A 26,529-nucleotide genomic window follows, 5' to 3' on the forward strand; every position below is an offset into this window, starting at 1 on the left:
CTACGGTAGTGTAACCAGCATGGCGATCTCGGATGTCAAGGAATACGCGCACCTCACCCCGGAGGACGTAGAAGCGATCGGTGTCGAGCTGGATACCATCCGGCGTGAAATCGAAGCCTCCCGTGGACAGCGCGATGCCCGCTACATCCGCAATGTGATCCGGCTCCAGCGCGCGCTCGAGATCAGCGGGCGTGCGGTGCTGTTCGCGAGTTTTCTCCCGCCCGCATGGCTGGCCGGCGTCGCTCTGCTGAGCACGGCCAAGATCATCGAGAACATGGAAATCGGGCACAACGTCATGCACGGCCAGTGGGACTGGATGAACGATCCGGAAATCCACTCCGCGTCGTGGGAGTGGGACAACGTCGGCCCGTCCGAACACTGGAAGATCACGCACAATTTCCTGCACCACAAGTACACCAATGTCCTGGGTATGGACGATGACATCGGCTACGGCCTGCTGCGCGTCACGCGCGATCAGCGCTGGTCTCCGTTCTATCTCGGCCAGCCGGTGTACAACCTGCTGCTGCAGATGTTCTTCGAATACGGTGTGGCGATTCAGCATCTGGAACTGGGCAAGGTCGCCAAGAAGAAATGGGCACCCGACAGCCCGGAGCGCAAGCAGTTCGAAGAGGACCGCCGCCTGGTGCTGAAGAAGATCGGCAAGCAGGTCGCCAAGGATTATGCGATCTTCCCGCTGCTGACCGGTCCGGCATTCCTGACCACGCTCTCGGCCAACGTCGCGGCCAACATCATCCGCAATGTGTGGACCAACGCGGTGATCTTCTGCGGCCACTTCCCCGACGGCGCCGAGAAATTCACCAAGGCCGATATCGACGGCGAGACCCAGGGCGAGTGGTACCTGCGCCAGATGTTGGGCAGCGCCAATATCTCCGGTGGCCGCGTGTTGCATTTCATGACCGGCAACCTCTCGCACCAGATCGAGCACCACCTGTTCCCGGATCTGCCGAGCAACCGGCTCGCCTCGATCGCGGTGCGAGTGCGTGCGCTGTGCGATAAGTACGATCTGCCCTACACCACCGGTTCGATGCCGGTGCAGTACGGCAAGGCGTGGCGCACCATCATCAAGCTCTCGCTGCCGAACAAATACCTGCGTCGTTCCACCGACGACGCACCCGAGACCAGGTCCGAACGCGCCTTCGGCGGTGCTCCCGACATCGATCCGGTCACCGGACGCCGCCGTGGCCTGCGCACCGCCCTGAAGCAGGGCCGCAAGCGCATCGCGGAGGCAAGGCGCGCCGTGCCGATCGGCTGACGCCGCCGCTGCGAGAATTCGAACGCACCCCGTCCGACATCGGCCGGGGTGCGTTCGTCTACCGGCACAGGCGCCTCGGGCAAGGGTTCGACGCTGCCTGATTATTTTGCTCTGGTTGACTGGTGCCGATTCGGTCGGATGCGGGCAAGATTGGCGATGGTGTGGTTACTGAGCACGACATTTACGAAGTGATCCGGCGGCGGCGCGATGTGCGCGCCGAATTCACCGGCGAACTCCTGGACGACGCCACCCTGCTGCGGATCCTCGATGCGGCACACCGCGCGCCGAGCGTCGGCAATTCGCAGCCGTGGGATTTCATCGTCGTGCGCGACCCGGCCACGCTGACGCGCTTCGCCGCGCATGTCGCGGACAAGCGCATCGAGTTCGGTGAATCGCTGCCGCCCGAACGGGCCCGGACCTTCGAACCGATCAAGATCGAGGGCATCACCGAGAGCGGCACCGGCATCGTGGTGACCCACGACGACAGCCGGGGCGGCCCGCACATCCTGGGCCGGGCCACCGTGCCCGAAACCGGGCTCTACTCGACCATTCTCGCGATCCAGAACATGTGGCTCGCCGCGACCGCCGAAGGGGTGGGCGTCGGCTGGGTCAGCTTCTACGACGCCCCCTTCCTCACCGATCTGATGCACCTGCCGCCCGGCATCCGCCCGGTCGCCTGGTTGTGCGTGGGCCCGGTACACGAGTTCCAGGAGACGCCCGATCTCGAGAGGTTCGGCTGGCGCGAACGCCGACCGCTGAGCGAGGCCGTGCACTGGGAGAGATTCCCCAGCTGACCCTGCCTGTCGGCCTACACCCGCTCGCCGACCGACATGCCGAGGGGCCGACGACTCGATGCCGTCGGCCCCGGAGTGGCGCGAATCCTGCTAAGCCAGTCTGATCAGGCCGTAGTCGAAGGCGTGACGGCGGTACACCACCGAGGGACGGTCGGATTCTCGGTCGTGGAACAGGAAGAAATCGTGGCCGACGAGCTCCATCTGATAGAGCGCGTCGTCCACGGACATCGGGGCCGCGGAGTGCACCTTGGTCCGCACGATATGGCCGGGACCGGCGTAATCAGCCTCCACCTCCTGATCGCGCGCCGGGGCGCCGTTCACGGCGGCGCGGCTCAGCGATTCATCGACGAGGTCCGCGGTCGCCTCGGCCACCGAGACCGGGGTCTTCTCGCCGTAGTGCACCCGACGACGGTCCTTGCTGCGCCGCAGACGACTCTCCAGCTTTTCCGCCGCCTGTTCCAGGGCAGCGTAGAAGCTGTCCGCACACGCTTCCGCGCGCACGATCGGCCCCTTGCCGCGTGCGGTGATCTCGAGGCGCTGGCAACTCTTGCGCTGTCTGCGATTGCGTTCGTGGAACAGCTCCACGTCGAACAGGTAGATCGACGGGTCGAAACGCTCGAGCCGGGAGAGTCTGTCCGCCACGTGAATTCGGAAATGATCGGGAACCTCGACGTTGCGGCCCTTCACCACGACGTCGGCACTGGGGACTTTGGGCTGCGTCTCGGGTTCGGCTCGGTCGAAAGCGGTGGAATCAGCTGTCGCGCCGAAGCGGGCCGAGGCGTCTGCTTCTTTCACTGAAGGTCGTGAAGTCGTCACGCGTACCTCCCGGATCTGGCCACACACACGAGTCGTGTGCGGCGGGTTCAACTCGTGTCGAGAGGTGTGTGCGGCAGGCGATCAGCTGACACAGGCGGCGCTCGCGAAACTGGTTGCGCACACCGGAGAACTCGACACGAAAGTCGCTCGAGGCGCCACCTCCAACCTCTGGTATCGGGGTGTCAGATCGCTCTGATCGCCACGCTATTACGCCAGCGACTAGTCCGCCAGTATTCACGCAAATTTCGCCCGCTCATACGGCGCAAGTCACCATGACAGCCCGTACCCCGATGCCCGCGGCCGCCAGCGCACGAACCGACTCGCCCGCCGTCGCTCCCGTCGTGAGGACGTCGTCAACCAGCACTACCTCGGCATTCATCGCCGACAGGGCAGCACGCAACGGCCCGGCGCGGGCCGTGATCCGCCCCTGGAGATTGGCTCTGCGCTCCCTCGGGCCCAGCCCCACCGAATCCCGTACCGCACGGTGCATTCGCAGCGCCGAAGCCACCCCGCAATCAGGCAGCAAACCCGCAGCGATCCGGGCCACCCGGGCCACCGGATCGCCCCCGCGACGGCGCGCGGCCGACCGTTTGGTCGGTGCCGGAACAAGGACCAGCGACCGTCGTGGATCACGAAGTGTAGCCAGTCCCCCGGCCAATGCCAACCCCAACGGCGCCGCCAGATCCCGGCGTCCATGCTCCTTGACTGCGATCACCGCCCGGCGCGCCGCGCCGGCATACCCGCCCAGCGCCCAGCACGGCACACCCGGATCGGTGCGGGGACGCACCCGCACCGGCGTACCGGACAGACTCCGCGCGCATCCGGCGCACCACACATCCCCGTGGGCCCCACATCCCCCGCACGTTCGCGGCAGGATCAGATCCAGCAGCATCCGCATCGGCCCAGTGTGCCGGGCATCTCGGGCATCGCCAACAGGCTCGGCGTTCGCCCATGTGCAACGGGTGCGGGCGAGGCGATCCGACGCAGGCATGGACATCGCGGAATGCCTGGTACCAAAACCGGTGGCCGGACCGGACATCCGCGCCGGTGGGCGCAATCGCCCGATGCCGATTCCTCGATTCCGGCAGAACCAGGTACGTCCACATGCGGTGTTGCTATTCGGCTTTCGACCATTCGGGCAGCACCGGGAGTCGGATTCGTGCCGCGGCCCGGTACCTCGCGAGCTAGCGGGGCAGGCGGTTCTGGACACATGCCTGTAGGATTCGCGGCGTAGGGGGGAGGCTGGATCCTTCCCAAATATCCATTCCGGGAAGGGAATTCAGAATGCGCAACCTGCTCAACCGAACTACGGTCACTCGCGTGCTGGCCATCGCGCTCGCTGCGGGCGCATCAACTATCGCGCTGGTCACACCGGCGCTTGCTGCCGCTCGCCCGGCAGTCGTCACGACGTTCCCGCTCCAGTTCTGCGGCCCGGACAAGGAAGGCCTGGAGGTCACCACCCAAGGCCCCCCGCCCAATTATTGGATTTGCCTGAAGAACGGAACGGGAGAGTGGGTGTGGGTTCCGAGGTAGTCGGTTCTGTCTCTGGACGAGATGAACGCGGGTTGAAGGTCCACATCCGCAACTGATCGACTACCGCTATGAACCGATCGATCTCCTTGAAGGGTCCGACCTTCAAGGAGATCGTCGGTGTCTCGAATCCCTTCGGCCATTCGCCGAAGAAGATCGGCCGCGTTTCGACATTCAGCCGGGCAATACAGGTACCACATTGGCGCCCAACCCTTGCACCTCGCGCCAGAACCGTTCCCTGCTGGGCTGGTCGGACTGCAGTTGCATCATGGCACGCGAATCCGCGACGTAAAACGTGTTCGAAGCGACGCTGACCAACCGTACGGGTGGTGTCAGATTCTGGCTCGACAACGGGTTCAGCTCCGAACCGTCGATGTATACCGACTGCACCGGGTTCACATCGCCCTCCCGAGCCACGACCAGCGTTTCGGGGCTGGACCAGTCGATGGACACCGCGGTGGTACTCAGATCGACCGCGACCGGTTGCGGCGAAACCAGCGCGTATTTGCCGTCCGGACGCACAACCACGATCGCGACGTACACCTTGCCCCCGGCGATGATCGCGGCACGAGCGCCGTCGCGGGAGAGGCGCAGATCGGTGATGGGCAGACGTGGCACGGGATCGGTGCTGTTCGGCTCGGCTATCGTCAGCGTGGAACTGTCGACGTCTTGCCGCGAAACATTGCCGGTGGCGCGATCGTGAACCACCCGGACGACCCTGGTGCCGTCGATGACGGTCCACACCGCCCCGCCGTCGGATGTCCAAGACGGGCGGGTGAAGGTGTCGCCCTGGACCACCGAGAAGGTGGTGGAGCCGTCGTAACTGCCGATCACCAGGGTATGCCTGGGCTTGGGCGCGGGCTCGCCGCTGTCGGCGACCGCGGCGACCAACTGCCCGTCATCGGATAATCCGACCGACTGCAAATTGTGCGTGGTACCGAAATATCCGGGGGTGGGAGTGCTGCGCCCCTTGGCGGTGTCCACCGTGACCAGCGTGCCGTCCCGCAGGGCATGCAGACCCGTGCGATCGGCGGTGGGCGCCCTCGGATTCAACGCATTGACATCGTCCAGCGACCAGCCGGTGCTCGCGTACCGGTCGTCGAGCGGCTTGCCGTCAGCGAGCAGGACGTACGGACCGAGGATCTCCGCCCACGCGAGCGTCAGCACCACCTGCGCGGCCAGTAGCTCCCTACTTCGCGCATCGAGCGTCGAGGCGCCCGCGAAGTCGATCCGCACCCCGCCCAGGCCCACACCCACCCCGTCGGCGGCACCATTGGCCTTGGTGATGCCCCCACGCAAACTGATCGGCGCGGCCAGCACATTGCGCACGGCGGGCGCCAGAGATGGCTGTGCCCCTTCGGACAGCAACGCGAGCAACCACTGTGTGAGCTGATCCTTACCCGTGGCGACCCAGCGCAGATCCGGAACCATGCTGGTGCCGGCGCTGTTCGCGAAGTACAGCGAATAGCGGTGATAAGCCTTGTGGAACGCGTCGCTGTCCACGACGACGCCCGGTTCCACCTGGTTGATCCGCCACTCGTCGCGGACCTTGGTCAGCTCGACCCTGGTCTCGTAGGTATTGTCCTGGGCCCGGAACGACCCGTCCGCGCCCAGCTCGCCGAGTTTGCGCGCCCGAATCCGATAGGTGGCGGTATCGCCCGTGAGGGATTCGCGCAGCGTATCCGGCGACTCCACGATCGCGGTCCCGGCGCTGTCGTCCCAGTTCAACGCCGCGGTCGGGGACAGATACTCCCGCGCCTGCTGATGCCGGTCGGCCGGATTCGCGGTCGCGGTCAGGAAATTGCGCACCAGCAGATCCGGGTCGTGCCCCGCGACCGGCGTGACGGGACCGGCGCTGGTGGGCGCGTGATCGATGGTCCCCAATGCCTGCGGCGCCGAGGAATCGGGCAGATTCGCACAGCCGCTCAGCGCCAGTACCGATACCAGTAGCTGACCGATCACCACACGTAATCGGCTCACCCCGGCCCGCTGCCAGGTGCGAGAACCTCGACTCATTTCGTTCCGTCTCCGGTATCGCTCAGTACGGTCTTCTCCCCCGCCCCCGAGCTCCCACCGGCCCCCTGCGACGGCCGCTCATCCGAATCCTGGCTCGCCCCAGCCACATTCGACTCATCACCGGACGAGTCCGCCGCCCCTTCCGCCGCGGCGGACTTCTTCTCCGCCACCGGCGCAATCACCTCGGATACGGACGCATCGGCCGCGGCGGGCCCGGGTACGTCCGTCCCCGCCGCTGCGGAATCCGCATCGCCCGCAGGCGTATCCGTCCCGGCTGCGGGCGAACCGCTCTCGCCCTCGGACTCGTCTGCCGGCACGACCTCGACACTCGCTCCGCCCGTGCTCGGCTCGACCTCGGACATTTCCGCCTCGGCGGCGGACAGCTCCTCCTCGGTAACGGGTGCATCCGCTTCGATCACAACGGAATCCGTCTCGATGGCCGGCGTATTCGCCTCGCTTGCAGCCGAATCGGTTTCAGCGGCGGTTTCAGAGGCGGTTTCCGCCCACGCCACGGCCTCGGACGAAGCAGGGGCGACCTCGTCTGCGCCCGGCTCCTTCTGCGCCGAATCCGATGGCGCGGCGGGCAGTTCGGGCGGTCCGCCGCGCCGCCTGGGCGGCTCCAGGGACAACGGGCTCGGCCCGAGTTTGCGCCCGCGCACCAGCGGCAAGGTCAGCCGGAAGCTGGCGCCGACGCCGAGTTCACCCCATGCCTCGAGCTTGCCGTCGTGCAGATTCGCATCCTCGACGCTGATCGACAGGCCCAGACCGGTCCCGCCCGAACGCCGCATCCGCGAGGGATCCGAGCGCCAGAACCGGTTGAACACCAGCTTCTCCTCGCCCGGCCGCAAGCCGACGCCCTGATCGCGCACCACGATGCCGACGGCATTGGCCTCGACGTCGCCGCGCATCCGGATCAACACCGGTTTGCCCTCGCTGTGGTCGATGGCGTTGGCGAGCAGGTTGCGCAGCACCCGTTCCACGCGTCGCGGATCGACCTCGGCGACCAGCGGCTCCTCCGGTAGATCCACGACCAGCTCGACGCTGGATTCCTTGGCCAGATGCCGCACCGTGGAGATCGCCGCCCGCGCACACATCCGCACGTCCAGCGATTCGACCTGCAATTCGGCCACGCCGGCATCGTGACGGCTGATCTCCAGCAGATCGTTGAGCAGACCCTCGAATCGGTCCAGCTCGGTGACCAGCAGCTCGGCGCTGCGGGCCAGCGCGGGATCCAGTTCGTCACTGGAACCGTGAATCAGATCCGCGGCCATGCGCACGGTCGTCAGTGGCGTGCGCAGCTCGTGGCTGACGTCGGAGGTGAAGCGGCGCTGCAGATTACCGAATTCCTCCAGCTGGGTGATCTGGTTCGACAGGCTTTCGGCCATCGCGTTGAACGATATGGCCAGCTTCGCCATATCGTCCTCACCCCGTACGAGCATGCGTTCCCGGAGCCGCCCGTCGGCGAATCGGCCCGCGATCCGGGCCGCCGACCGGATCGGCAGCACGACTTGCCTGGTCACCAGGGCGGTGATCGCCGCGAGCAGCACCAGCAGTACGGCGCCGCCGATGAACATGGTTCCGCGCATCAGCCCGAGGCTGCGGTCCTCGTTGGTCAGCGGGAAGATCAGATAGACCTCGAGCGTCGGCACCTGTGTGCTGGGGCTGCCGATCACCAGCGCCCGGCCGCGATAACCGTCCGGGTCCGACACCGTGGCGAACTGATAGCTGACCTGATTCTGCTGGACGAATCGGCGCAGCTCGCCCGGCACCTCCTGCACCGGCCCGACCGAGATGTCCTGCATATTCTCGCCGACCATCTCCAGCGCGGAATTGAAATTGCCCGCCGTGCCGCCGGCCTGGCCGCTGTTACCGCTCGACAGCGCGTTGCGCGCGGCCTGCAGACTGGTCAGCTGGGTGCCCGGATCATGCGCACCCGCCAGCTGATTCTCCACCGTCGCCCGAGCACGACCCATTTCCTCGACGGCCGCGGCGATCTTGCCGTCGAGGAGTCGGTCGGTGATCTGACTGGTCAGTACCACCCCGAGAATGGTGATCACGATCAGCGACAGGGTGAGCGTGGATACGACGACACGCAATTGGAGCGAACGCCGCCACACGTGTCCCAGCGACTCGCCGACGGATTTGAACCACGCCACCATCGCTGCCAGCAACCGCTCGATGCGGTTTCTGGAGCGATCGATCACGGCGGTCCGGCCTTGTAACCCACACCGCGGACGGTCAGGACGATCTCGGGGTTCTCCGGATCCTTCTCGACCTTGGCCCGCAAACGCTGCACATGCACGTTGACCAGGCGGGTGTCGGCCGCGTGCCGGTAACCCCAGACCTGCTCCAGGAGAACCTCACGGGTGAACACCTGACGCGGCTTGCGGGCCAGCGCCACCAGCAGGTCGAATTCGAGCGGGGTCAGCGAGATCTGCTGCCCGGCCCGGGTGACCTTGTGCGCCGGGACATCGATGACGATGTCGGCGATGGAGAGCAGCTCCGCGGGCTCCTCCTCGGTGCGCCGCAGCCGGGCGCGCACCCGGGCGACGAGCTCCTTCGGCTTGAAGGGCTTGACGATGTAGTCGTCCGCACCGGACTCCAACCCCAGCACGACGTCGACCGTGTCGGTCTTCGCCGTCAGCATGACGATCGGCACGCCGGAATCGGCCCGCAACACACGGCATACGTCGATGCCGTTCATGCCGGGCAGCATCAGATCCAGCAACACCAGATCCGGGCGTAGCTCCCGGACCGCGGTGAGCGCCTGCGTGCCGTCGCCGACGGTGTGAGGGTCGAAACCCTCGCCGCGCAAGACGATCGTGAGCATCTCCGCGAGCGCCATATCATCGTCGACGACCAGAATCTTCGGCTTCATAACTACTATGGTGTCATCTCTCCGGCTCGGGACGGGCAACCACGCCAACACTGGTACGTATCCGACGCCCATCCAACCCTATCGGGCAATAATTTTCGACAGACGCGCGGTCAGCGTCGCCGGATCTTCGTGCGGTGTGTGGCGCCACCACGGACCGTGCCAGTGCGTTTCGGCCATCACACGATAGACCTCGCCGGTGCGTTCCTGCAGCCCTTTGTCGCGCTCGTACGCATCCAGGGCGCGGGCGCCGTCGATTTCACCGCGACGGCGGGCACGTTCGACGGCGAGCTCGACCGGCACGGCGAGCAGCACATGTTCGTCGGGCACAGGCAGTTCGAAGCGACCGAACTCCAATTCCTCGATCCAGGTGGCGATCTCACCGTCCACAGATTGCCCGGTCCGGGCCGCGCTGTAGGCGATATTCGAGGCGACGTACCGATCGAGCAGCACGATATCGTTGTCCGCCAACAATTTCGACAACTCCTCGCGCGCCCCGGCCCGATCGAGCGCGAACAACAAAGCCATCGCGTTCACCGACGCGGCGACGTCACCGTGCCGCCCCCGCAACGCCTCCGCCGCCAAATCCGCGTGCACCGATTTCCCGTACCGCGGAAAGGCCATAGTGCCCACCCGAACCCCGCGCCCGGTCAACTCACCGACCACCGCATCGATGAGCGTGCGTTTTCCGGCCCCATCCAGGCCCTCCATCGCCACCAGAACACCCATGCGCAGCAGGTTACCCCGCCTGTCCGCCGGAAGATCCGCGCCCCACGCCAAGCGCCTCAGCGGGTCAGCTCGTCCGGCCGCTCCCACTCGATCTTGATCGTTATGGGCGCTGCGACCACCGTGACCACATCAGCACGGTCGTGCTTCTTGCGGGTCTTCCCGCGCCAAATCGAGCAGTACGGACAACGTGCGCTCCCGGCGATAGCTGGACTACGAGTCGATCCTATCCGGGCGCTGCGACACAACGACCACACAACAGGCTCGGATAACCACAGCACAACCGCGCCAGCGGCGCAGCCTCGCCGCATGCAGGCTGCCTCGGCCACCCCAAACTCCCGAATGGACTGACATATCAACCTGCCCACCACCAACCCGCCCAGCGGCGAAGCGTCTCCGTCCCGCTGGGAGTCGCCCGCGAAGCGAAAGGCTCAGCAACACCAACCCCAAGGTTTTCGGCGCGGGCTCGTCGTTCAGCCCTCGAAGCGCATGGCCGAAGGCCGAGTCTCGAGGGCTGAACGACGAGCCTTACAGCGCCGAAAACCCCGCCGCAGCGAAGCGGAGGCCAATGGCTCAGTAGCGGTAGTGCTCGGGCTTGTACGGGCCCTCCACGTCGACGCCGATGTATTCGGCCTGGTCCTTGGTGAGCTTGGTCAGGTGACCGCCGAGAGCCTCTACGTGGATGCGGGCCACCTTCTCGTCCAGGTGCTTGGGCAGGCGGTAGACCTCGTTGTCGTACTGCTCGGGCTTGGTCCACAGCTCGATCTGGGCGATGACCTGGTTGGAGAAGCTGTTCGACATGACGAACGAGGGGTGGCCGGTGGCGTTGCCCAGGTTCAGCAGACGGCCCTCGGACAGCACGATGATGGACTTGCCCGAATCGCCGAACGTCCACTGGTCGACCTGCGGCTTGATGTTCAGGCGGGTCGCGCCCGAGCGCTCCAGGGCGGCCATATCGATCTCGTTGTCGAAGTGGCCGATATTGCCCAGGATGGCCTGGTCCTTCATGGCCTTCATGTGGTCGAGCAGGATGATGTCCTTGTTGCCCGTGGAGGTGATGACGATATCGGCCTGGCCGATCGCATCCTCCACGGTGACCACGTCGAAACCGTCCATCAGCGCCTGCAGCGCGTTGATCGGGTCGATCTCGGTGACCTGCACGCGCGCGCCCTGGCCGGCCAGCGACTCCGCGCAACCCTTGCCGACGTCGCCGTAACCGCAGATCAGCACCTTCTTACCGCCGATGAGCACATCGGTGCCGCGGTTGATGCCGTCGATCAGCGAGTGACGGGTGCCGTACTTGTTGTCGAACTTGGACTTGGTGACCGAGTCGTTGACGTTGATCGCCGGGAACACCAGCTCACCCGCGGCGGCGAACTGATACAGCCGCAGCACGCCGGTGGTGGTCTCCTCGGTGACGCCGCGCACGCTGTCCGCGATGACGCCCCACTTGTTCTTCTCGCTCTCGAACCGCTCGCGCAACAGGTTCAGGAACACGGTGAACTCGGCCGAATGCTCCTCGTCGGCCGGCGGAACCACGCCCGCCTTCTCGAACTGCGCGCCGCGCAGTACGAGCATGGTCGCGTCGCCACCGTCGTCCAGAATCATATTGGCTGGCTCACTGTTTCCATTGACCGAAGGCCAGGTGAGCATCTGCTCCGCGGCCCACCAGTACTCCTCGAGCGTCTCGCCCTTCCACGCGAACACCGGCACGCCCTGCGGCTCGTCGACGGTGCCGTGCGGACCGATGACCACGGCGGCGGCCGCGTGATCCTGGGTGGAGAAGATATTGCACGAAGCCCAGCGCACCTGCGCGCCGAGCGATACCAGCGTCTCGATCAGCACCGCGGTCTGCACCGTCATGTGCAGCGACCCGGAGATGCGCGCACCCTTCAGCGGCTGCACCTCCGCGTATTCGCGACGCAGTGCCATCAGGCCGGGCATCTCGTGCTCGGCGAGTCGAATCTCCTTACGGCCGAATTCGGCCAGCGACAGGTCCGCGACCTTGTAATCGATCCCGTTGCGGCTGTCGGCAGTCATCATGCTGCTCACTGCGGTCGTCATCTGCCTCTCCTGGTCGGCGTGTACGCAGAAGAGACTAGTACGAATCCTGCGTACACGGTACGCACGGTCGTTCACCAGCGAAATGATCGCGGGCGCGCACCTCAGGCGGCGGCCGCGCGGCCTTCGTGAGCGGCCAGGATGCGCTCCCGTTTGCGCGGGGCGATATTGGCCCGGCCGACGTCACCGCCGTAGTGCGCCAACACCTTCGGATCCATCACGTGCCGCCACAGCGGCGGCACCGCGGCCAGCAGGATCATCCCCGCGTAGCCCGCGGGCAGCTGCGGAGCCTCCAGGGAGCTGCGCAGCGTCTGGTACCGGCGGCCCGGATTGGCGTGGTGGTCGCTGTGCCGCTGCAGGTGGAACAGGAAGATGTTGGTGACCAGCCGGTCGCTGTTCCAGCTGTCGGCGGCCGAACAGCGGGCCCACGTCCCGTTCGGCCGCTTACCACGCAGCAGACCGTAGTGCTCGACATAATTGACCGTCTCCAGCAGCCCGGCCCCGATCACCGCCTGCAGGAACAGGTACGGCAGCATCTCCGGGCCGAACGCGGCGAGCAGGCCGAGATACAGCAGCAGCGTTATCGCCCAGGCCTGCAGGATGTTGTTCTGCCAACTCCACCAGCCCAGTCCCTTGCGCTGCAGACGTTCCTGTTCGATGTGCACGGCCGAACGGAAACCGCCGAGCACACTGCGCGGCAGAAATTCCCACAGCGACTCCCCCAGCCGGGCGCTGGCGGGATCCTCCGGGGTGGCCACCCGGGCGTGATGCCCCTTGTTGTGCTCGACGTAGAAGTGGCCGTAACCGGACTGTGCCAGCGCGACCTTCGCCAGCCACCGCTCGGAACGTTCGACCCGATGCCCCAGCTCGTGCGCCGCGTTGATGCCGATCCCGCTGACCAACCCCAATGTGGTCGCCAGCCCGATCTTGTCCAGGACGCTCAGCTCGTCGCGAGCCCACAGATATGCCGCGATCCCCAGCCCGAACAGCTGAATCGGCAGGAACATATAGGTGCACCAGCGGTAGTAGCGGTCCTTGGACAGGACCTCGTAGTCCTCATCGCGCGGATTGGTGCCGTCCTCGCCGACGATCCAGTCCAGCACCGGAATGGCGATCAGCACGATGATCGGCCCGATCCACCAGAACACCCGCAATCCGGTGTGCAGCACCAACTGTGACGGCAACAGGGCGCATCCGGGCGCGATCAGCCCGAGCACCCACAGGTATCGCTTGGGGTCGGGCCGACCCGAGCGATTGCCAACCGATTGCACGTTTGCCCCGCTAATTGATTCTCTGGAACTGATGCCAGTAGATAGGTACAGACATTAGGACCGTTACACACAGTTTCCGGGCCTGTAAGTGGCGACCGTTACATACGATCCGGTCCATTCTCGATCCATTCCTCATGTCCCGGCGATCACCGCATACGACAGGCAAACAACGGCGCCCGCCCTTCCACGATGCGTCATCCTCTCGTTCGAGCCTTGCAGATCGTCAGCCTCGGCTCAGCGGCACACGCCGGGCGAGTCGACGCAAATGTTATACAACACAACACAATTGGGATAAATCCGAGCCGGTCGTAACGAACCGCCCGAACCGACGTCACACCACCGTTACCACTGCCCGCCGCCAGGAATACCACATTCGACGCCGTCCCGCCGGATGCCCGCCGAGAGGCACATGAGCCGACCGGCCCGTCCGGACCTTTCCGGGCAGGTCCGCAGCGCCCGCCGACCGCGAGCCGAACGAGGTGAACCCGGAATGCGCCGTCCCGCACCTCATCGTCGCCAGACGTACCGTACCTGCGGGCGTCCCGCGCGGCCGTAGTCGGTCCGCCGCTCGACCGCGCCCGCTTCGGCCAATTGCTCGAGATAACGCCAGGCCGTCACCCGCGAGACGCCGACCTCGCGCCCGGCGGCAGTGGCGGAAAGGCCCTGGGGCGCCGCGCGGATCGCCCGCGATATCTGCTCGAGCGTCGGCGGGGACATACCTTTCGGCACGGATGCCTTCGGGTCCGGGGTGCGCAGCGCGCCCAGCGCACGATCGATGTCGTGCTGGGTCAGTGCCGACTCCTCGGCGGACAGCGCCGCCCGGAATTCCAGATAGCGCTCGAGCTTGTCCCGGAAAGCCGCGAACGGAAAGGGTTTGAGGAGATACAGCGCCACGCCGTGGGAGACGGCGGCGCGCACCATCGCCAGATCCCGGGCCGAGGTGATGGCGATGACGTCCGGGCGCGGACTCAGCCGGGCCAGTGCCGCGGTCACCTCGAGGCCGCCGATATCGGGCAGCCCGATATCCAGCAACACCAGATCGATCGGCTCGCCCTCGGCCACGGCCCGGGTCGCCCCGCGAATCGCGTCCCGGCCGGTGTGGGCGATACCGACCGGCGCGAAACCGGGCACCCGGCGCACATAGGAGTGGTGTGCCTGGGCGATGCGCGCATCGTCCTCCACGATCAGCACCCGGATCATCGCGGAATCCTCACCACGACAGCAGATTCGGGAGTCCGCTCCGCGCTCAGCACGCCGCCGTGACGCGCCACCAGCCGCGACACCAGAGCGAGCCCGAGCCCGTGATGATCGGATTTGGTCGAATAACCGCGTTCCACGGCGTGCGCGAACGCCTCCCGCGACATGCCGGGACCGCTGTCGGCGACTCGCACGAACAGTTCCGAGTCCTGTTCGCGCACGGTGACCTCCACCCAGGCGTCGGCGTCCCGGGCGACAGCGTCCAGCGCGTTGTCGATGAGGTTGCCGACCAGGGTGATCATGTCGTGCGCGCTCAGGGGCGCGGTGGAGTCGAGCGCGGTGTCCTGCGCGACGGTGAGCTCTACACCGCGCTCCATCGCCTGATCCACCTTGCCGAGCAACAGCGCCGCCAGCGCGGGTTCGCGCACCGCCTCGGTCAGGCGGTCGATGAGGGCCTGGGACAGGCGCAGCTCCGCGGTCGCGAATTCCACGGCCTCCCCGAAATGTCCCAGCTCCACCAGGGTGATCACCGCGTGCAGCCGGTTGGCGGCCTCGTGCGCCTGGGCGCGCAGCGCGGCGGCCAATCCGCGGGCCGAATCCAGCTCGCCCATGATGTCCCGCAATTCGGTGTGATCGCGGATCGTGAGCACAGTGCCGAGGCTGCGGCCCGACCAGGTGACCAGGTCTTGATTCACCACCAGCACCCGCCCGGCGGTCACATGCATCTCGTCGCGCACCACGCTCGCGTCGAGCCTGCGCAGCGACACCGGCAGATCGGTGCGGCGCACCGGCCCGTCCGGGAGTTCGAGCAGCCGCCGGGCCTGGTCGTTCACCACCGCGGCCCGCTCGGAGTCCCGGTCGAACACCACCAGGCCCTCGTGGATCGAATGCAGGACCGCGTCATGATGTTCGTAGAGGGTACGCAACTCGCCGGGGCCCAGGCCGTGGGTCTGCCGCAGCAGGCGCCGGCGCAGCAGCAGCGCCCCGATCACGGCGAGCAGCAGTCCGGCCGCCGCCGCGCCCAGGATCAACGGCAGTTGCGCGGCGACCTGATCACCGATGCGGGACCGGGTCACGCCCGCCGAGACCAGCGCGACGACGCGACCGCCGTCATCCTGGACAGGAGTCACCGAGCGGATGGACGGACCCAGCGATCCGGTATAGGTCTCGGTGAACGTCTCACCGTTCAGCGCGCGAGTGATGTTGCCGCTGAAGGGCTTTCCGATCCTCGCGGGATCGGTGTGGGTGTACCGGGTGCGGTCGGGAGCCATCACGACGATGAAATCGACCCCGGTGCGCCGCCTGATGCGTTCGGTTACCGGCTGTAGCTCCCGCGTCGGGTCCGGGGTACGCACCGCCGCCACCGTCGCGGGAGACTGCGCGATCGATACGGCGACGCCGATCACTCGCTGTCGCGTCGCGTCGTCCTGTTCGCGGCGTACCTGCCAGACGGCCAGCGCGGAACCGACCGTGATCACCACGACCAGCACGACCAGTTGCACGACGAAGACCTGACCGGCCAGGGTCGTTCCCCGGCCGCGCCGGAATCCGGCCCAGCCGCTCGCCCGCACGACACCTCCCGTGAACCGCACTCCGTGAACGAAATGTACGCAATGGTGACCGACGTCACGGTAGCCGCCAGGATCGGCTGTACGAACGCGTGGCCCAGCTCACGCCGGACCGGAGGCAACGATCGCCATGACCAACTCGACCGGGTCGCACCGTCGCGACCGCACCCACTGGCTCTACCTCGCCGTCATCGCGGCGGTGGTGGCCGGCGTCCTGACCGGATGGCTCGCACCGGGATTCGGGAAATCGGTGGGGAATCTGGGCACCATATTCGTCGATCTGATCAAGATGATGATCTCGCCGGTCATCTTCTGCACGATCGTGCTGGGTATCGGCTCGGTGCGCGCGGCCGCGCGAGTCGGCCGAATCGGCGGGATGGCCATCGCCTACTTCCTGGTCACCTCGACCGTGGCGCTCGCGATCGGGCTGGGGGTCGGCAATCTGCTGCATCCGGGCAGTGGGTTGAACATCCACCAGCACGCCGCCGCGGCCGCGGCCTACGCCAAGCAGGCCGAAGGCGCGGGCGGTACCTGGCATTTCCTGGAAGGCATCATCCCGACCTCGTTACTGTCCTCCTTGACCGCGGGCAGCGTGCTGCAGACGTTGTTCATCGCGCTGCTGGTGGGCTTCGCGATCCAGGCGATGGGCGGCTCGGGTGAACCGATCCTGCGCGGTGTGTCGCTCGTGCAGAAGCTGGTGTTCAGGATTCTGTCCATGATTCTGTGGCTCGCCCCGATCGGCGCGTTCGGCGCGATCGCCAACGTGGTGGCCGACACCGGACTCGGCGCGGTGAAACAGCTTGCGGCACTGATGTTCGCGTTCTATCTGACCTGTCTGATCTTCGTCTTCGGCGTGCTGGGCACGACGATGCGGCTCACCGCCGGGGTGTCGATCTTCCGGCTGGTCCGGTACCTGGCGCGCGAATATCTGCTGATCTTCTCCACCTCCTCCTCGGAGTCGGCGCTGCCGCGGCTGATCGCCAAGATGGAACATCTGGGTGTGGAACGGTCCACTGTGGGCATCGTCGTGCCGACCGGATATTCGTTCAACCTGGACGGCACCGCGATCTACCTGACCATGTCGTCCCTGTTCATCGCCGACGCGACGGGTAAGCCGATGTCGATGGGCGCGCAGATCGGACTGCTGGCCTTCATGGTCGTCGCCTCCAAGGGCGCGGCCGGAGTGACCGGCGCGGGACTGGCCACGCTCGCGGGCGGCCTGCAGAGCCATCGTCCCGACCTGCTCGGCGGCATCGGGTTGATCGTGGGCATCGACAGGTTCATGTCCGAGGCCCGCGCGATCACCAACTTCTCCGGCAACGCCGTCGCCACGGTCTTGGTCGCCACCTGGACCCGCACCATCGATCCGGACCGCGCGCGCTCGGTGCTGAATCGTGAGTTGCCCTTCGACGAATCGGCGCCGGCCGATGAACAGCCGGCCGAGTCGTCCACGACGGTCCCCTCCGAGAAGCAGGACCTGGTATCCGCCTGACGCCGGGCCTGGAAATCGTGTCGTCGACGCACCCGCTCAACGAGCGTGGTGCGTCGACGACACAGATGGTCAGCGCAACAGCAGATCGGAATCGTCGGGCAGGGCGTCCACGGGCCACCAGCGCAGATCGGTGGATTCCGAACTGCGAACCGGGACTGCGTCCTTCGGCGCTCGAATCCTGAACACCAGGTCCAGGTGACGGGTGGGGCGGCCGAGCGAGCAGGTGATGGGGTGGGCCTGAGCGCCGTACAGACCCGGTTCGATCGTCAGGTCGGGGATCCCCGATTCCTCGACGGCCTCGCGCAGGGCGGCGGCCTGCACGGTGTCGTCGGATTCCTCGCAGTGGCCGCCGAGCTGGATCCAGCGGCCGACGCGCGGATGGAGGGTCAACAGCACCGCACGGTCGTCGTGGGAGAACACCATCGCCGAGGCGGTGATGTGTCCGGCGGCGTGCTCGCGCAGGCACCCGCGCGGAGCCGAGCCCAGGAACGCGAGCATGGCCTGGCGCAGGGATTGCTCCGGACCCGTTGCCGGAGACCAGATTTCGAGCAGTTCGGTCGCCGATTCGTGCAGAGAGCTCGCGCTCATGGACACCTTTCCTCGTCGAAATCCCGTGGCTACAACTCGACCAGGCCGGTACCCGGCTCCCGGGGCTCGCGCGGGGTGAGCTCCTCGTCCGGATATCCGACCGCGATCGCGCCCAGGGGATTCCACTCCGCACTCAATCCGAGCACCTCACGGGTGGTCTCCGGGGCGAATATGGTCGAGCCGATCCAGCAGCTGCCCACCCCCTCGGTGGCCAGGGCGACCAGCAGTCCCTGCACCGCCGCGCCGACGGCCACGGTGAACATGGTGGTCTCGGCGGCCCGGCGACGCTCGTCCGGATAGTCGTGCGCGCCGTCGGGCAGACAGAACGGAATGATCACCTCGGGTGCGTCGAACAGGATCCGTCCGCGCGCCACCCGCCGCTCCACACTCTCGGCACTGCGACCGTCGCCGGTCAGATCCTCGCGCCAGCGATCGGCCATCGCCTCGAGCAGCCGCGCCCGCAACGCGCGATCGCGCACCCAGACGAACCGCACCGGGCGGGTGTGGTGCGGCGCGGGCGCGGTCAACGCCACCGAGACCGCGGTCCGGATCAGCTCCGGATCGACCGGCGTGTCGGCGAATCGGCGCACCGAGCGGCGCAGCAGCAACGCCTCGTGCCGCCCCTTGTCGATGGCCTCGGCGGTACCGAGCCAGAACAGATCGTCCTCGCCGCCGCGCAGCAGATCCGCGGCGCGTGAGCCGTCGTCGTGCGGGGCGAGTCCGCGCACCACCGCGACCGGAACACCGCCGAGTTTGCCCTTGGCCAGATCCGCGGCGGCGGCCAGTTCGTCGGCAACAGCGACCTGGGTGACCTGCAGTTCGTTACCCTGCCCATCGATCGCGCCCGCGTAGTCGTGCAACACGCGCAGCCCGGCCGCGCCGATCGCCGCATCGGTCTGGCCGTTGCGCCAGGCGCGGCCCATCGTGTCGGTGACGACCACCGCCACGTCCACGCCGAGTCGCTGAGCCAGCGCGCTGCGCAGAGCAGCGGCGCTGGCGTCGGGATCGCTGGGCAGCAAAACCAATTCGCCCTGTTCGACATTGGAGCCGTCTACGCCGGAGGCGGCCTGCACGATGCCGAGTTTGTTCTCGGTGATCAGGGTTCGGCCCTTCTGGGCCAGCACCCGCACCGCCTCCGAACGCACCAGCTCCCGGCGGACCGCATCGCGCTCCTCGGGATCCGCGGGCGCGGCGACGATCCGCCCCTCCACCTTCGCGACGATCTTGCTGGTGACCACCAGCACATCGCCGTCGGCGAGCCAAGACGCCTGTGCCGCAATATGTTCGGCGAGGTCGTCGCCCGGGCGGAATTCCGGCAGGCCGGAGACCGGGATGATGCGCAGCTCGCCGCCGGGGGCGTGATCGCCGGTGTCGGAGGGCACCGGGGCGCGCTGTGTCGAGGATTCGATCACGGCTTCACCCCCGCGATATCCAGTGCCTCGCGGGCCATTTCGGCAGTCGCGGCCGGATCGGTCATCAGCAGCGGCACACTGCGCACCTCCACACCCGGAACGTCCGCGGTATCGGTGGAGTGCACCAGCCAGCCGTCCAGGATGCCGGTGTCCGAGCGGGCCCCGAAATGCCTGCCGATGGCCTCGGCGGTGGTCTCCACGCCCAGCACCGCGAGGCATTCATCGGCCATGCCGCGCAACGGCTTTCCGTCGATCACCGGCGACAGGCCGACCACCTTGGCCGTCGTGGTGCGCAGCGCGCCGCGAATTCCGGGGACCGCGAGGATCGCACCGATGCTCACCACGGGGTTCGACGGGGCCAGCAGAACGGCATCGGCCCGTTCTATGATATCGATCACACCTGGGGCCGGAGCGGCTCGATCCGCCCCGATTGTGACGAATCCATGGGTCTCCACGTCGGCGCGATAGCGTACCCACCACTCCTGAAAATGAATCGCGCGACGTTCGCCAGCGTTGTCCGGTTCACTGATCACGACATGGGTTTCGCATCGGTCGTCGGTCGCGGGAAGAAGTTTCACACCGGGTTGCCATCGGTTGCACAACGCCTCGGTGACCGCGGAGAGCGGGTATCCGGCACGCAACATTTCACTGCGCACCAGATGCGTCGCGATATCGCGATCTCCGAGCCCGAACCAATCGGGCTGGGCGTGATATTTCGCCAGCTCCTCCTTCGCGTGCCAGGTTTCCCCGACCCGGCCCCAGCCGCGTTCGGTATCGATGCCGCCACCGAGGGTGTACATGCAGGTGTCCAGGTCCGGGCAGATGCGCAAACCGTGCATCCAGACATCGTCGCCGACGTTCACGATGGCCGAGATATCGGCATCGGGCAGTAGTTCGCGCACGCCTTGCAGGAACCGCGCGCCGCCGACTCCGCCGACCAGAACGGCAACACTGGTTCGGGCACCGGCATGCTCGGCAGCGGGCGCGATGTCCGCTTGTTCTCCAGTCACATCCGCATAGCCTATGCGTTGCCTCCGACGCTCCGTCGAGTAGCATATTTGCTGCTCATTTGCTACTAGACGGTCACCGAATGGCCTCGAACCGGGTCGCGGATAGTAACGGAATTGTGTCGGCAGCTTGACCATCGCGCCGTCCGGCGTGTCTAATCACAGACATGTCATTCCGGGCATGCGCGAGAGCACAAGGCGCAGACCGCTTTTCGAACGAATGTTCGAACTGGAGTGACGAGCTCGGGGATGTCCGCGGGACAACGTCGCGGTGTTGGGCCGTCGGTGGGCAAATCGGGTCCGACGGATAAATCTTTCTGCGCTAACACACAGTGAGGAGGCGGAGCGATGGCCGAGGAGCTGGCCCCGTCGGGCATTCCGGGTGGTGTATCGCAAACCGATTCCACAGCAGGCGCAGTTCCAGGCGTCTGCACCGACCGCTGGACCGACGAACGAGAGGGGGGAAGCATGGTGACCGGAATCGATTCCGACACATCGGCACAGCCGGACGGTCACCCGCAGCAGGGCGGCCAGTGGGCGCGCACACAGCGCAAGCCCGAGCCGCCGCAGCTGAGTCTCGTCGTCACCGACTTCGATACGATGTTCGACACCATCGAGGAGCAGTGGCAGGAACGAGCCCTGTGCGCCCAGACCGATCCGGAGGCGTTCTTCCCCGAGAAGGGCGGCTCGACCCGCGAGGCGAAGCGGATCTGCATGGGCTGCGAGGTCCGGGACGAGTGCTTGGAATACGCACTCGCCCACGACGAGCGTTTCGGCATCTGGGGCGGATTGTCGGAACGCGAACGCCGCCGTCTCAAGCGCGGCATCGGTTAGGAGGCAGGGGGCGTCAGCCCTCCGCCTCCGCACGATTTCATTCCTCCGGATCGATGACGTCCGGGTCGACGCCCAGATAAGTCGCGATCTGCTGGACCAGGACCTCCCGTAGGAGGTCGACCAGATCGTCCGGGTCGTTGGCGCGCAATTCGAGGGGCTTGCGGAACAGCACGACGCGGGCGCGGGTGGCCGCGCCGCGCGAATCGACCCCCGCGGGAATCAGCCGGGACAGCGGCACCGCGCCGTCAGCCACGACCTCATCCGGCCAGGTCACCGAATCCGGGTGCAGCGCACGAATTTTGGGCACGTCGTCCACCGCGATATCCAATTTGGTGAGCCGGTCGTGCCAGCGGCTGTCCAGTGGCGCGAACGCCTCGAGCACCAATCGGTCGAACTGCTGCCCGCGCGTGCGCCAGGCCGGGACCGTCGGCGGCAGCATGGGCCCGCGAATCCCCCGCCCGCGACGGATCACCGACCTTGCGGTCGGCGGCCGCCGCTTCCGTGAACGCGTCATAACCACGAGATTAGTCACCCCGCCGCACACCTGGGCGGGGAGGTGAACGCGACGAACTGGTATGGGGCATTCGCGCGTGTCTGTCGGCGCGAGAGCCCCCGGAGGGTTACTCTCCTTTGCGTGATTCCCATGCGTCGTTGCTGCCGACCAGGCTGCAAGAACCCGGCCGTCGCGACGCTCACCTACGTCTACTCCGATTCGACCGCCGTCGTCGGCCCGCTGGCCACCGTCGCCGAACCGCATTCCTGGGACCTGTGCGAGACGCACGCCTCCCGGATCACCGCCCCCAAGGGCTGGGACATGGTCCGCCACGAGGGCGCCTTCTCCTCCAGCACTCCGGACGACGACGATCTGACCGCACTGGCCGAGGCCGTGCGCGAGGCAGGGATGCGCCGTCGGCCGCCGAGCGAACCCGAACAGCGCGGCTACTCCGCCGACTACCAGCCGGCGCCGCAACGGCCGGCCCGTCCGGCGCGTACCGGCCGGCGCGGGCATCTGCGCGTGCTACCCGACCCGCCCAACTGAGTGGCGGATCCGGGACGGAATATGTTCCGGCGCGGGGTCCTATTAGGGTGTTGTCCATGTCAGCATCGCGCAGCGATTCGATCAGGGGTGGCGGTCGGGCGACGGGTGGGCCAGTCGCTCGGTCTGCCGAATCGATACAAGCAGTTGTCAAAGCGTATGACGTGCGGGGTGTGGTCGGAGAGCAGATCGACGAGGATTTCGTGCGCGACGTCGGCGCGGCCTTCGCCCGCCTGATGCGCGGGGAGCAGGCGACCCGGGTCGTCATCGGCCACGATATGCGCGACTCCTCCCCCGCGCTGTCCGCCGCCTTCGCCGCGGGAGTCCTGGCACAGGGCCTGGACGTGGTGCGGATCGGACTGGCATCCACCGACGAGTTGTATTTCGCCTCCGGACATCTGGGCTGCCCCGGCGCGATGTTCACCGCGAGCCACAATCCCGCCCGCTACAACGGCATCAAGCTGTGCCGCGCCAACGCCCTGCCCGTCGGGCAGGACACCGGACTGGCGACGATCGCCGACGAACTCGTCGAGGGCGTCCCGGCGCACGACGGTGCGCCGGGCACCGCCACCGAGGAGAGCCTGCTCGACGCCTACGCCGAATTCCTGCGCGGGCTGGTCGATCTCGGCGGTATCCGCCCGCTGAAGGTCGCGGTCGACGCCGGAAACGGCATGGGCGGCTACACCGTGCCCGCAGTGCTGGGACCGGTCGGTGCGCTGACGGTCGATCCGCTCTATTTCGAACTCGACGGCACATTCCCCAATCACGAGGCCAATCCGCTGGATCCGAAGAATCTGGTCGATCTGCAGCAGCTGGTCCGCACATCGGGTGCGGATATCGGCCTGGCGTTCGACGGCGACGCCGACCGCTGCTTCGTGGTGGACGAGCGGGGCGAGCCGGTCTCACCGTCGGCGATCACCGCCCTGGTGGCCGAACGCGAACTGGCAAAGGAGCCCGGCGCGACCGTCATTCACAACCTGATCACCTCGCAGTCGGTGCCGAAGCTGGTCACCGAACTGGGCGGTAGCGCGGTGCGCACCCGGGTCGGTCACTCGTTCATCAAGCAGCAGATGGCAGCCACCGGAGCGATCTTCGGCGGCGAGCATTCCGCGCACTACTACTTCCGCGATTTCTGGGGCGCCGATTCGGGGATGCTCGCCGCCCTGCACGTGCTGGCCGCCCTCGGCGGCGGCGACCGTCCGATGTCGGAGCTGGCGTCTTCCTACGCGACGTATGCGGCGTCGGGCGAGATCAATTCGACCGTGGCCGATGCGAAGGAGCGGACGAGAGCCGTACTCGCGGCATTCCAGGACCGGGCCGTCGCGGTGGATCGCCTGGACGGTGTGACCGTGCAGCTGCCCGACGAGGCGTGGTTCAATCTGCGCGCCTCCAACACCGAACCGCTGCTGCGTCTGAACGTCGAGGCCCGTTCGACCGAGGAAGTAGACGCACTCGTAACCGAGATCCTGAGCATCGTGCGCGGCCGACTGGAATAGTGGAATCACAGGGCGTGGATTCGCACCCGACTTTTCACTCCGTACGGACAGGTTCTCCCGGCCTGGTGACTCGATGAGGGGAGGTGGCAACGCCCGATGATCGCAGGGACACCAGTTCTCGACCTCGATGACGTCGCCTCACTGGAGGCCGCCGATTCCGGGGGGACATTGCGTTCGGCCGCGTCCGGCGGTGCGCAGGTGCGCGCCACCGCGGCGGCCATCGGCGAAGGCGTGCTGACGCGGTTGGGCGATATGCGTCCGCGCAGCCTCGTCATCGTCACCGGCGCGGGTCGTGCCGCGCGGGCGGCCGGCTTGCTCGCGGCCTGCCTGGGCGATCGCGCCGCGCTGCCGATCGTGCCCGTCACGACGATCCCGCAGTGGGTGGGCCCGCTGGACGTGGTGCTCGTCGCCGGAGACGATGCGGGCGATCCGCGGGTGGTCGGCGCGATCGACCGCGCGCTGCACCGTGGGGCCGAGGTCGTCGTGGCCGCCCCAGACGAGGGCCCGTTACGCACCGCCGCCGCCGGTCGCGCGGCCATGCTGCCGCCGCGAGTGCCCGTACTGGATCACAATCGTCTGCTGCGTTATCTGGCCATCGGCATTGCCGTCCTCCAGGCCATCGATCCGACGCATATCGGCCCGCTCACACCGGATCTGGACACGCTGGCCGACGCACTCGATGCCGAGGCTCTGCGCGACGGCCCTACCAACGAGGTCTTCCACAATCCGGCGAAGACGCTGGCCGCGCGGATGCAGCAGCGCAACGTCGTGCTGTCCGGGGATTCCCCGGCCGCCACGCAGGTGGCCGCGCACATCTCCGAGGTGCTGCTGTCCGCCGCCGGGCAGATCGCCGCCGCCGCCGACCTGGCTCAGGTGGCGGCCGCGCACAATCTGATCTCCGCGGCCGCGGGCGCGGGCGCACCGGGTTTCGATCCGCTGTTCCACGACGAGCAGCTGGACGGCCCGGCCCCCGTGCAGCGCGTCGGCCTGTTCGTGATGAGCGCCGACTCCGACCAGCTCGCCGCACATCGTCGCCTGACCATCTTCGGGGCCGGATCCGGCCTGATCGACGCCGAGTTGGTGAACGTCGACGCCGAACTGATCGCCGGACAACCCGGCGAGCAGAGCCCGCGGGCCGTACGGCCCGGCAGTGAGCTCGAGCAGCTCGCGGTGCTCGTTCTGCGGCTGGAGACGGCGGCGGCCTATCTGCGTCTGCTCGGCGGCCCCGCGACACCGGCCGATCGCTCTGCCCACTACGACGGGGGCCATTTCTAGTGCACGAACTCGTTGGTGCGTTGCGTTCCTATGCCTGGGGCTCGCGCACCGTTCTGGCAGAGCTGTGCGGACGTCCGGTGCCCTCGGCGCATCCCGAGGCCGAACTGTGGTTCGGCACGCACCCGGCCGACCCGGCGCAGGTGCACATCGACGGGCGCACCGAATCGCTGCTCGAACTCGTCGCGGCCGATCCGCAACGCCAATTGGGCTCGGTCGCACCGGAATTCGGCGGACGTCTGCCATTCCTGCTGAAGATACTCGCGGCCGAGGAGCCGCTGTCGCTACAGGCGCATCCCAGCGCCGATCAGGCCCGCGCCGGATTCGAGCGGGAGAATCTGCAACGGGTGCCGCTGGATTCGCCCATGCGCAACTACCGCGACGACAGCCACAAACCCGAATTGGTGGTGGCGCTGAACCGATTCGAGGCGCTGGCCGGGTTCCGCGATCCGCACCGCACGGTCGCGCTGCTGACCGCACTGGCCGTTCCGGAGCTGAAACAGTACATCGAACTGCTTGCCGCACAACCGGATTCGTCGGGCCTGCGGACGGTATTCACCACCTGGATCACGCTGCCGCAGGCCATGCTGGACACGCTGCTGCCCAAGGTGCTCGACGGCTGCGTGAACTATCTGGCCGACGGCAACGACGAATTCACACCCGAGGTGCGCACCGTTCTCGAACTCGCCGAGGCGTATCCCGGCGATGCGGGTGTGCTGGCCGCGCTGCTGATCAATCGGATCACCCTCGAACCCGGACAGGGCCTGTTCCTGGCCGCCGGGAATCTGCACGCCTATCTGAACGGCGTGGGCGTGGAGATCATGGCCAACTCCGACAACGTGCTGCGCGGCGGGCTCACCCCCAAACACGTCGACGTGCCCGAACTGCTGCGGGTGCTGGATTTCGAGCCGCTCGCCCTGCCCATCGTGACTCCGGAACCGGTCGACGAGAATTCGTTCCGATACCGCACGCCCGCATCGGAATTCGCGCTGCGCCGCTTCGAACTGGCGGCCGGGGCCGACCCCGCGCCGATTCCGCGCACCGGACCGGGCATCATCCTGTGTACGGCCGGGACGGCGCGGTTGTCACAGGGGGTCGCCGATCTGGTGATCACCCCGGGCGGGGCGGCCTGGATCTCCGCCGCGGACACCGATATCCGTGCGCAGGCGGTCGACGGGGCGGCGCAACTGTTCTGCGCCTGCGTCGGAGGCGAGTAGTGCTCTCGGCCGGATGTCGGAACGTTCCGGTAGGGTTTGCGGACAAAT

22 protein-coding genes and 1 pseudogene are annotated in these 26,529 nt (G+C 67.0%); 9 read left to right on the forward strand and 14 right to left on the reverse strand.

Features of this window, described 5'->3' with window-relative positions:
- Window positions 1–19 precede the first annotated feature (19 nt).
- Together NV1_RS33465 and bluB are read left to right on the forward strand one after the other, a co-directional pair.
- Window positions 20–1,273 (forward strand): fatty acid desaturase family protein, encoded by a 1,254-nt coding sequence (locus NV1_RS33465; protein WP_067900796.1) that lies wholly within the window; start codon window positions 20–22, stop codon window positions 1,271–1,273.
- Between the two features lie 161 nt (window positions 1,274–1,434).
- A complete protein-coding gene (gene bluB, locus NV1_RS33470; protein WP_067900927.1) occupies window positions 1,435–2,067 on the forward strand; it encodes a 5,6-dimethylbenzimidazole synthase in 633 nt (210 codons plus the stop codon).
- 90 nt (window positions 2,068–2,157) lie between these two features.
- On the opposite strand, the gene hpf is transcribed toward bluB, so the two are convergent.
- Complete coding sequence (hpf, locus tag NV1_RS33475) at window positions 2,158–2,757, reverse strand: ribosome hibernation-promoting factor, HPF/YfiA family (RefSeq protein ID WP_373864686.1); 600 nt, start codon at window positions 2,755–2,757, stop codon at window positions 2,158–2,160.
- A gap of 379 nt (window positions 2,758–3,136) precedes the next feature.
- Complete coding sequence (locus tag NV1_RS33480; RefSeq protein ID WP_067900801.1) at window positions 3,137–3,781, reverse strand: ComF family protein; 645 nt, start codon at window positions 3,779–3,781, stop codon at window positions 3,137–3,139.
- Between the two features lie 386 nt (window positions 3,782–4,167).
- Between NV1_RS33480 and NV1_RS33485 the strand changes: the two genes are divergently transcribed.
- Window positions 4,168–4,416: a hypothetical protein gene (locus tag NV1_RS33485; RefSeq protein ID WP_157117533.1), complete on the forward strand. Its 249-nt coding sequence runs from the start codon at window positions 4,168–4,170 to the stop codon at window positions 4,414–4,416.
- Between the two features lie 171 nt (window positions 4,417–4,587).
- On the opposite strand, the gene lpqB is transcribed toward NV1_RS33485, so the two are convergent.
- The 8 genes and pseudogenes from lpqB to NV1_RS33525 all read right to left on the reverse strand — a co-directional run bounded on the left by lpqB (window position 4,588) and on the right by NV1_RS33525 (window position 16,151).
- Window positions 4,588–6,429: an MtrAB system accessory lipoprotein LpqB gene (gene lpqB / locus NV1_RS33490; protein ID WP_174557508.1), complete on the reverse strand. Its 1,842-nt coding sequence runs from the start codon at window positions 6,427–6,429 to the stop codon at window positions 4,588–4,590.
- Between the two features lie 455 nt (window positions 6,430–6,884).
- Window positions 6,885–8,633: pseudogene (gene mtrB / locus NV1_RS33495) on the reverse strand (MtrAB system histidine kinase MtrB); the annotation flags it as partial.
- Window positions 8,630–9,307 carry an MtrAB system response regulator MtrA gene (gene mtrA, locus NV1_RS33500; RefSeq protein ID WP_067675951.1) on the reverse strand — a complete coding sequence of 226 codons (678 nt, stop codon included), beginning with the start codon at window positions 9,305–9,307 and terminating at the stop codon, window positions 8,630–8,632. The pseudogene mtrB and the gene mtrA, both read right to left, overlap by 4 nt.
- Window positions 9,308–9,385: 78 nt before the next feature.
- Window positions 9,386–10,033 carry a dTMP kinase gene (locus NV1_RS33505; protein ID WP_067900810.1) on the reverse strand — a complete coding sequence of 216 codons (648 nt, stop codon included), beginning with the start codon at window positions 10,031–10,033 and terminating at the stop codon, window positions 9,386–9,388.
- A 570-nt stretch (window positions 10,034–10,603) separates the two neighbouring features.
- Window positions 10,604–12,094 (reverse strand): adenosylhomocysteinase, encoded by a 1,491-nt coding sequence (gene ahcY, locus NV1_RS33510; RefSeq protein ID WP_067900814.1) that lies wholly within the window; start codon window positions 12,092–12,094, stop codon window positions 10,604–10,606.
- Window positions 12,095–12,195: 101 nt separating this feature from the next.
- Complete coding sequence (locus NV1_RS33515) at window positions 12,196–13,362, reverse strand: alkane 1-monooxygenase (RefSeq protein ID WP_245714063.1); 1,167 nt, start codon at window positions 13,360–13,362, stop codon at window positions 12,196–12,198.
- Between the two features lie 507 nt (window positions 13,363–13,869).
- Window positions 13,870–14,562, reverse strand: coding sequence for a response regulator (locus NV1_RS33520; protein ID WP_067900820.1), 693 nt, complete (start codon window positions 14,560–14,562; stop codon window positions 13,870–13,872).
- Window positions 14,559–16,151, reverse strand: a complete 1,593-nt coding sequence (locus NV1_RS33525) for a sensor histidine kinase (RefSeq protein ID WP_373864684.1) — start codon at window positions 16,149–16,151, stop codon at window positions 14,559–14,561. Before NV1_RS33525 ends, NV1_RS33520 begins: the two co-directional genes overlap by 4 nt.
- A 106-nt stretch (window positions 16,152–16,257) precedes the next feature.
- Between NV1_RS33525 and NV1_RS33530 the strand changes: the two genes are divergently transcribed.
- Window positions 16,258–17,619, forward strand: a complete 1,362-nt coding sequence (locus NV1_RS33530) for a cation:dicarboxylate symporter family transporter (protein WP_067900823.1) — start codon at window positions 16,258–16,260, stop codon at window positions 17,617–17,619.
- A 69-nt stretch (window positions 17,620–17,688) separates the two neighbouring features.
- Here the strand turns inward: NV1_RS33530 and NV1_RS33535 are convergent, their stop codons facing one another.
- The 3 genes from NV1_RS33535 to cofD are packed head-to-tail and all read right to left on the reverse strand — an operon-like array spanning window position 17,689 to window position 20,629.
- Window positions 17,689–18,207 (reverse strand): NUDIX hydrolase, encoded by a 519-nt coding sequence (locus NV1_RS33535; protein ID WP_067900826.1) that lies wholly within the window; start codon window positions 18,205–18,207, stop codon window positions 17,689–17,691.
- Window positions 18,208–18,236: 29 nt separating this feature from the next.
- On the reverse strand, window positions 18,237–19,589 hold the full coding sequence (locus NV1_RS33540) for a coenzyme F420-0:L-glutamate ligase (protein WP_067900933.1): 1,353 nt from the start codon (window positions 19,587–19,589) through the stop codon (window positions 18,237–18,239).
- Window positions 19,590–19,615: 26 nt separating this feature from the next.
- Window positions 19,616–20,629 carry a 2-phospho-L-lactate transferase gene (gene cofD, locus NV1_RS33545; protein ID WP_245714065.1) on the reverse strand — a complete coding sequence of 338 codons (1,014 nt, stop codon included), beginning with the start codon at window positions 20,627–20,629 and terminating at the stop codon, window positions 19,616–19,618.
- A 597-nt stretch (window positions 20,630–21,226) separates the two neighbouring features.
- Here cofD and NV1_RS33550 point away from each other — a divergent pair.
- Window positions 21,227–21,460 carry a WhiB family transcriptional regulator gene (locus NV1_RS33550; protein WP_040827503.1) on the forward strand — a complete coding sequence of 78 codons (234 nt, stop codon included), beginning with the start codon at window positions 21,227–21,229 and terminating at the stop codon, window positions 21,458–21,460.
- A 37-nt stretch (window positions 21,461–21,497) separates the two neighbouring features.
- On the opposite strand, the gene NV1_RS33555 is transcribed toward NV1_RS33550, so the two are convergent.
- The gene (locus tag NV1_RS33555; protein WP_169813468.1) at window positions 21,498–21,974 is read right to left on the reverse strand and encodes a metallopeptidase family protein; all 477 of its coding nucleotides are present in this window, start codon (window positions 21,972–21,974) and stop codon (window positions 21,498–21,500) included.
- A gap of 129 nt (window positions 21,975–22,103) precedes the next feature.
- Here NV1_RS33555 and NV1_RS33560 point away from each other — a divergent pair, with 129 nt between their 5' ends.
- The 4 genes from NV1_RS33560 to manA all read left to right on the forward strand — a co-directional run bounded on the left by NV1_RS33560 (window position 22,104) and on the right by manA (window position 26,481).
- On the forward strand, window positions 22,104–22,499 hold the full coding sequence (locus NV1_RS33560) for a DUF3499 domain-containing protein (RefSeq protein WP_067900832.1): 396 nt from the start codon (window positions 22,104–22,106) through the stop codon (window positions 22,497–22,499).
- A gap of 56 nt (window positions 22,500–22,555) precedes the next feature.
- Window positions 22,556–23,992: a phosphomannomutase/phosphoglucomutase gene (locus NV1_RS33565; protein WP_067900834.1), complete on the forward strand. Its 1,437-nt coding sequence runs from the start codon at window positions 22,556–22,558 to the stop codon at window positions 23,990–23,992.
- Window positions 23,993–24,088: 96 nt separating this feature from the next.
- On the forward strand, window positions 24,089–25,267 hold the full coding sequence (locus NV1_RS33570) for a tobH protein (protein ID WP_067900837.1): 1,179 nt from the start codon (window positions 24,089–24,091) through the stop codon (window positions 25,265–25,267).
- Window positions 25,267–26,481 carry a mannose-6-phosphate isomerase, class I gene (gene manA, locus NV1_RS33575; protein ID WP_067900840.1) on the forward strand — a complete coding sequence of 405 codons (1,215 nt, stop codon included), beginning with the start codon at window positions 25,267–25,269 and terminating at the stop codon, window positions 26,479–26,481. The genes NV1_RS33570 and manA overlap by 1 nt, the downstream gene beginning before the upstream one ends.
- The last annotated feature ends 48 nt before the right edge of the window (window positions 26,482–26,529 follow it).

The organism is Nocardia vaccinii NBRC 15922 (genome assembly GCF_001613305.1).
GTDB classification, from domain to species: Bacteria; Actinomycetota; Actinomycetes; order Mycobacteriales; family Mycobacteriaceae; genus Nocardia; species Nocardia vaccinii.

Excerpts from the sequence above, each read along its gene's own strand:
- NV1_RS33520 (WP_067900820.1), bottom strand. The coding sequence starts at position 14,562 with ATGATCCGGGTGCTGATCGTGGAGGACGATGCGCGCATCGCCCAGGCA.
- NV1_RS33530 (WP_067900823.1), top strand. The coding sequence starts at position 16,258 with ATGACCAACTCGACCGGGTCGCACCGTCGCGACCGCACCCACTGGCTC.
- NV1_RS33535 (WP_067900826.1), bottom strand. The coding sequence starts at position 18,207 with ATGAGCGCGAGCTCTCTGCACGAATCGGCGACCGAACTGCTCGAAATC.
- NV1_RS33570 (WP_067900837.1), top strand. The coding sequence starts at position 24,089 with ATGATCGCAGGGACACCAGTTCTCGACCTCGATGACGTCGCCTCACTG.
- NV1_RS33560 (WP_067900832.1), top strand. The coding sequence starts at position 22,104 with ATGCGTCGTTGCTGCCGACCAGGCTGCAAGAACCCGGCCGTCGCGACG.
- NV1_RS33550 (WP_040827503.1), top strand. The coding sequence starts at position 21,227 with ATGTTCGACACCATCGAGGAGCAGTGGCAGGAACGAGCCCTGTGCGCC.
- NV1_RS33480 (WP_067900801.1), bottom strand. The coding sequence starts at position 3,781 with ATGCGGATGCTGCTGGATCTGATCCTGCCGCGAACGTGCGGGGGATGT.
- ahcY (WP_067900814.1), bottom strand. The coding sequence starts at position 12,094 with ATGACGACCGCAGTGAGCAGCATGATGACTGCCGACAGCCGCAACGGG.
- NV1_RS33505 (WP_067900810.1), bottom strand. The coding sequence starts at position 10,033 with ATGGGTGTTCTGGTGGCGATGGAGGGCCTGGATGGGGCCGGAAAACGC.
- lpqB (WP_174557508.1), bottom strand. The coding sequence starts at position 6,429 with ATGAGTCGAGGTTCTCGCACCTGGCAGCGGGCCGGGGTGAGCCGATTA.
- mtrA (WP_067675951.1), bottom strand. The coding sequence starts at position 9,307 with ATGAAGCCGAAGATTCTGGTCGTCGACGATGATATGGCGCTCGCGGAG.
- NV1_RS33565 (WP_067900834.1), top strand. The coding sequence starts at position 22,556 with ATGTCAGCATCGCGCAGCGATTCGATCAGGGGTGGCGGTCGGGCGACG.
- NV1_RS33485 (WP_157117533.1), top strand. The coding sequence starts at position 4,168 with ATGCGCAACCTGCTCAACCGAACTACGGTCACTCGCGTGCTGGCCATC.
- NV1_RS33465 (WP_067900796.1), top strand. The coding sequence starts at position 20 with ATGGCGATCTCGGATGTCAAGGAATACGCGCACCTCACCCCGGAGGAC.
- NV1_RS33555 (WP_169813468.1), bottom strand. The coding sequence starts at position 21,974 with ATGACGCGTTCACGGAAGCGGCGGCCGCCGACCGCAAGGTCGGTGATC.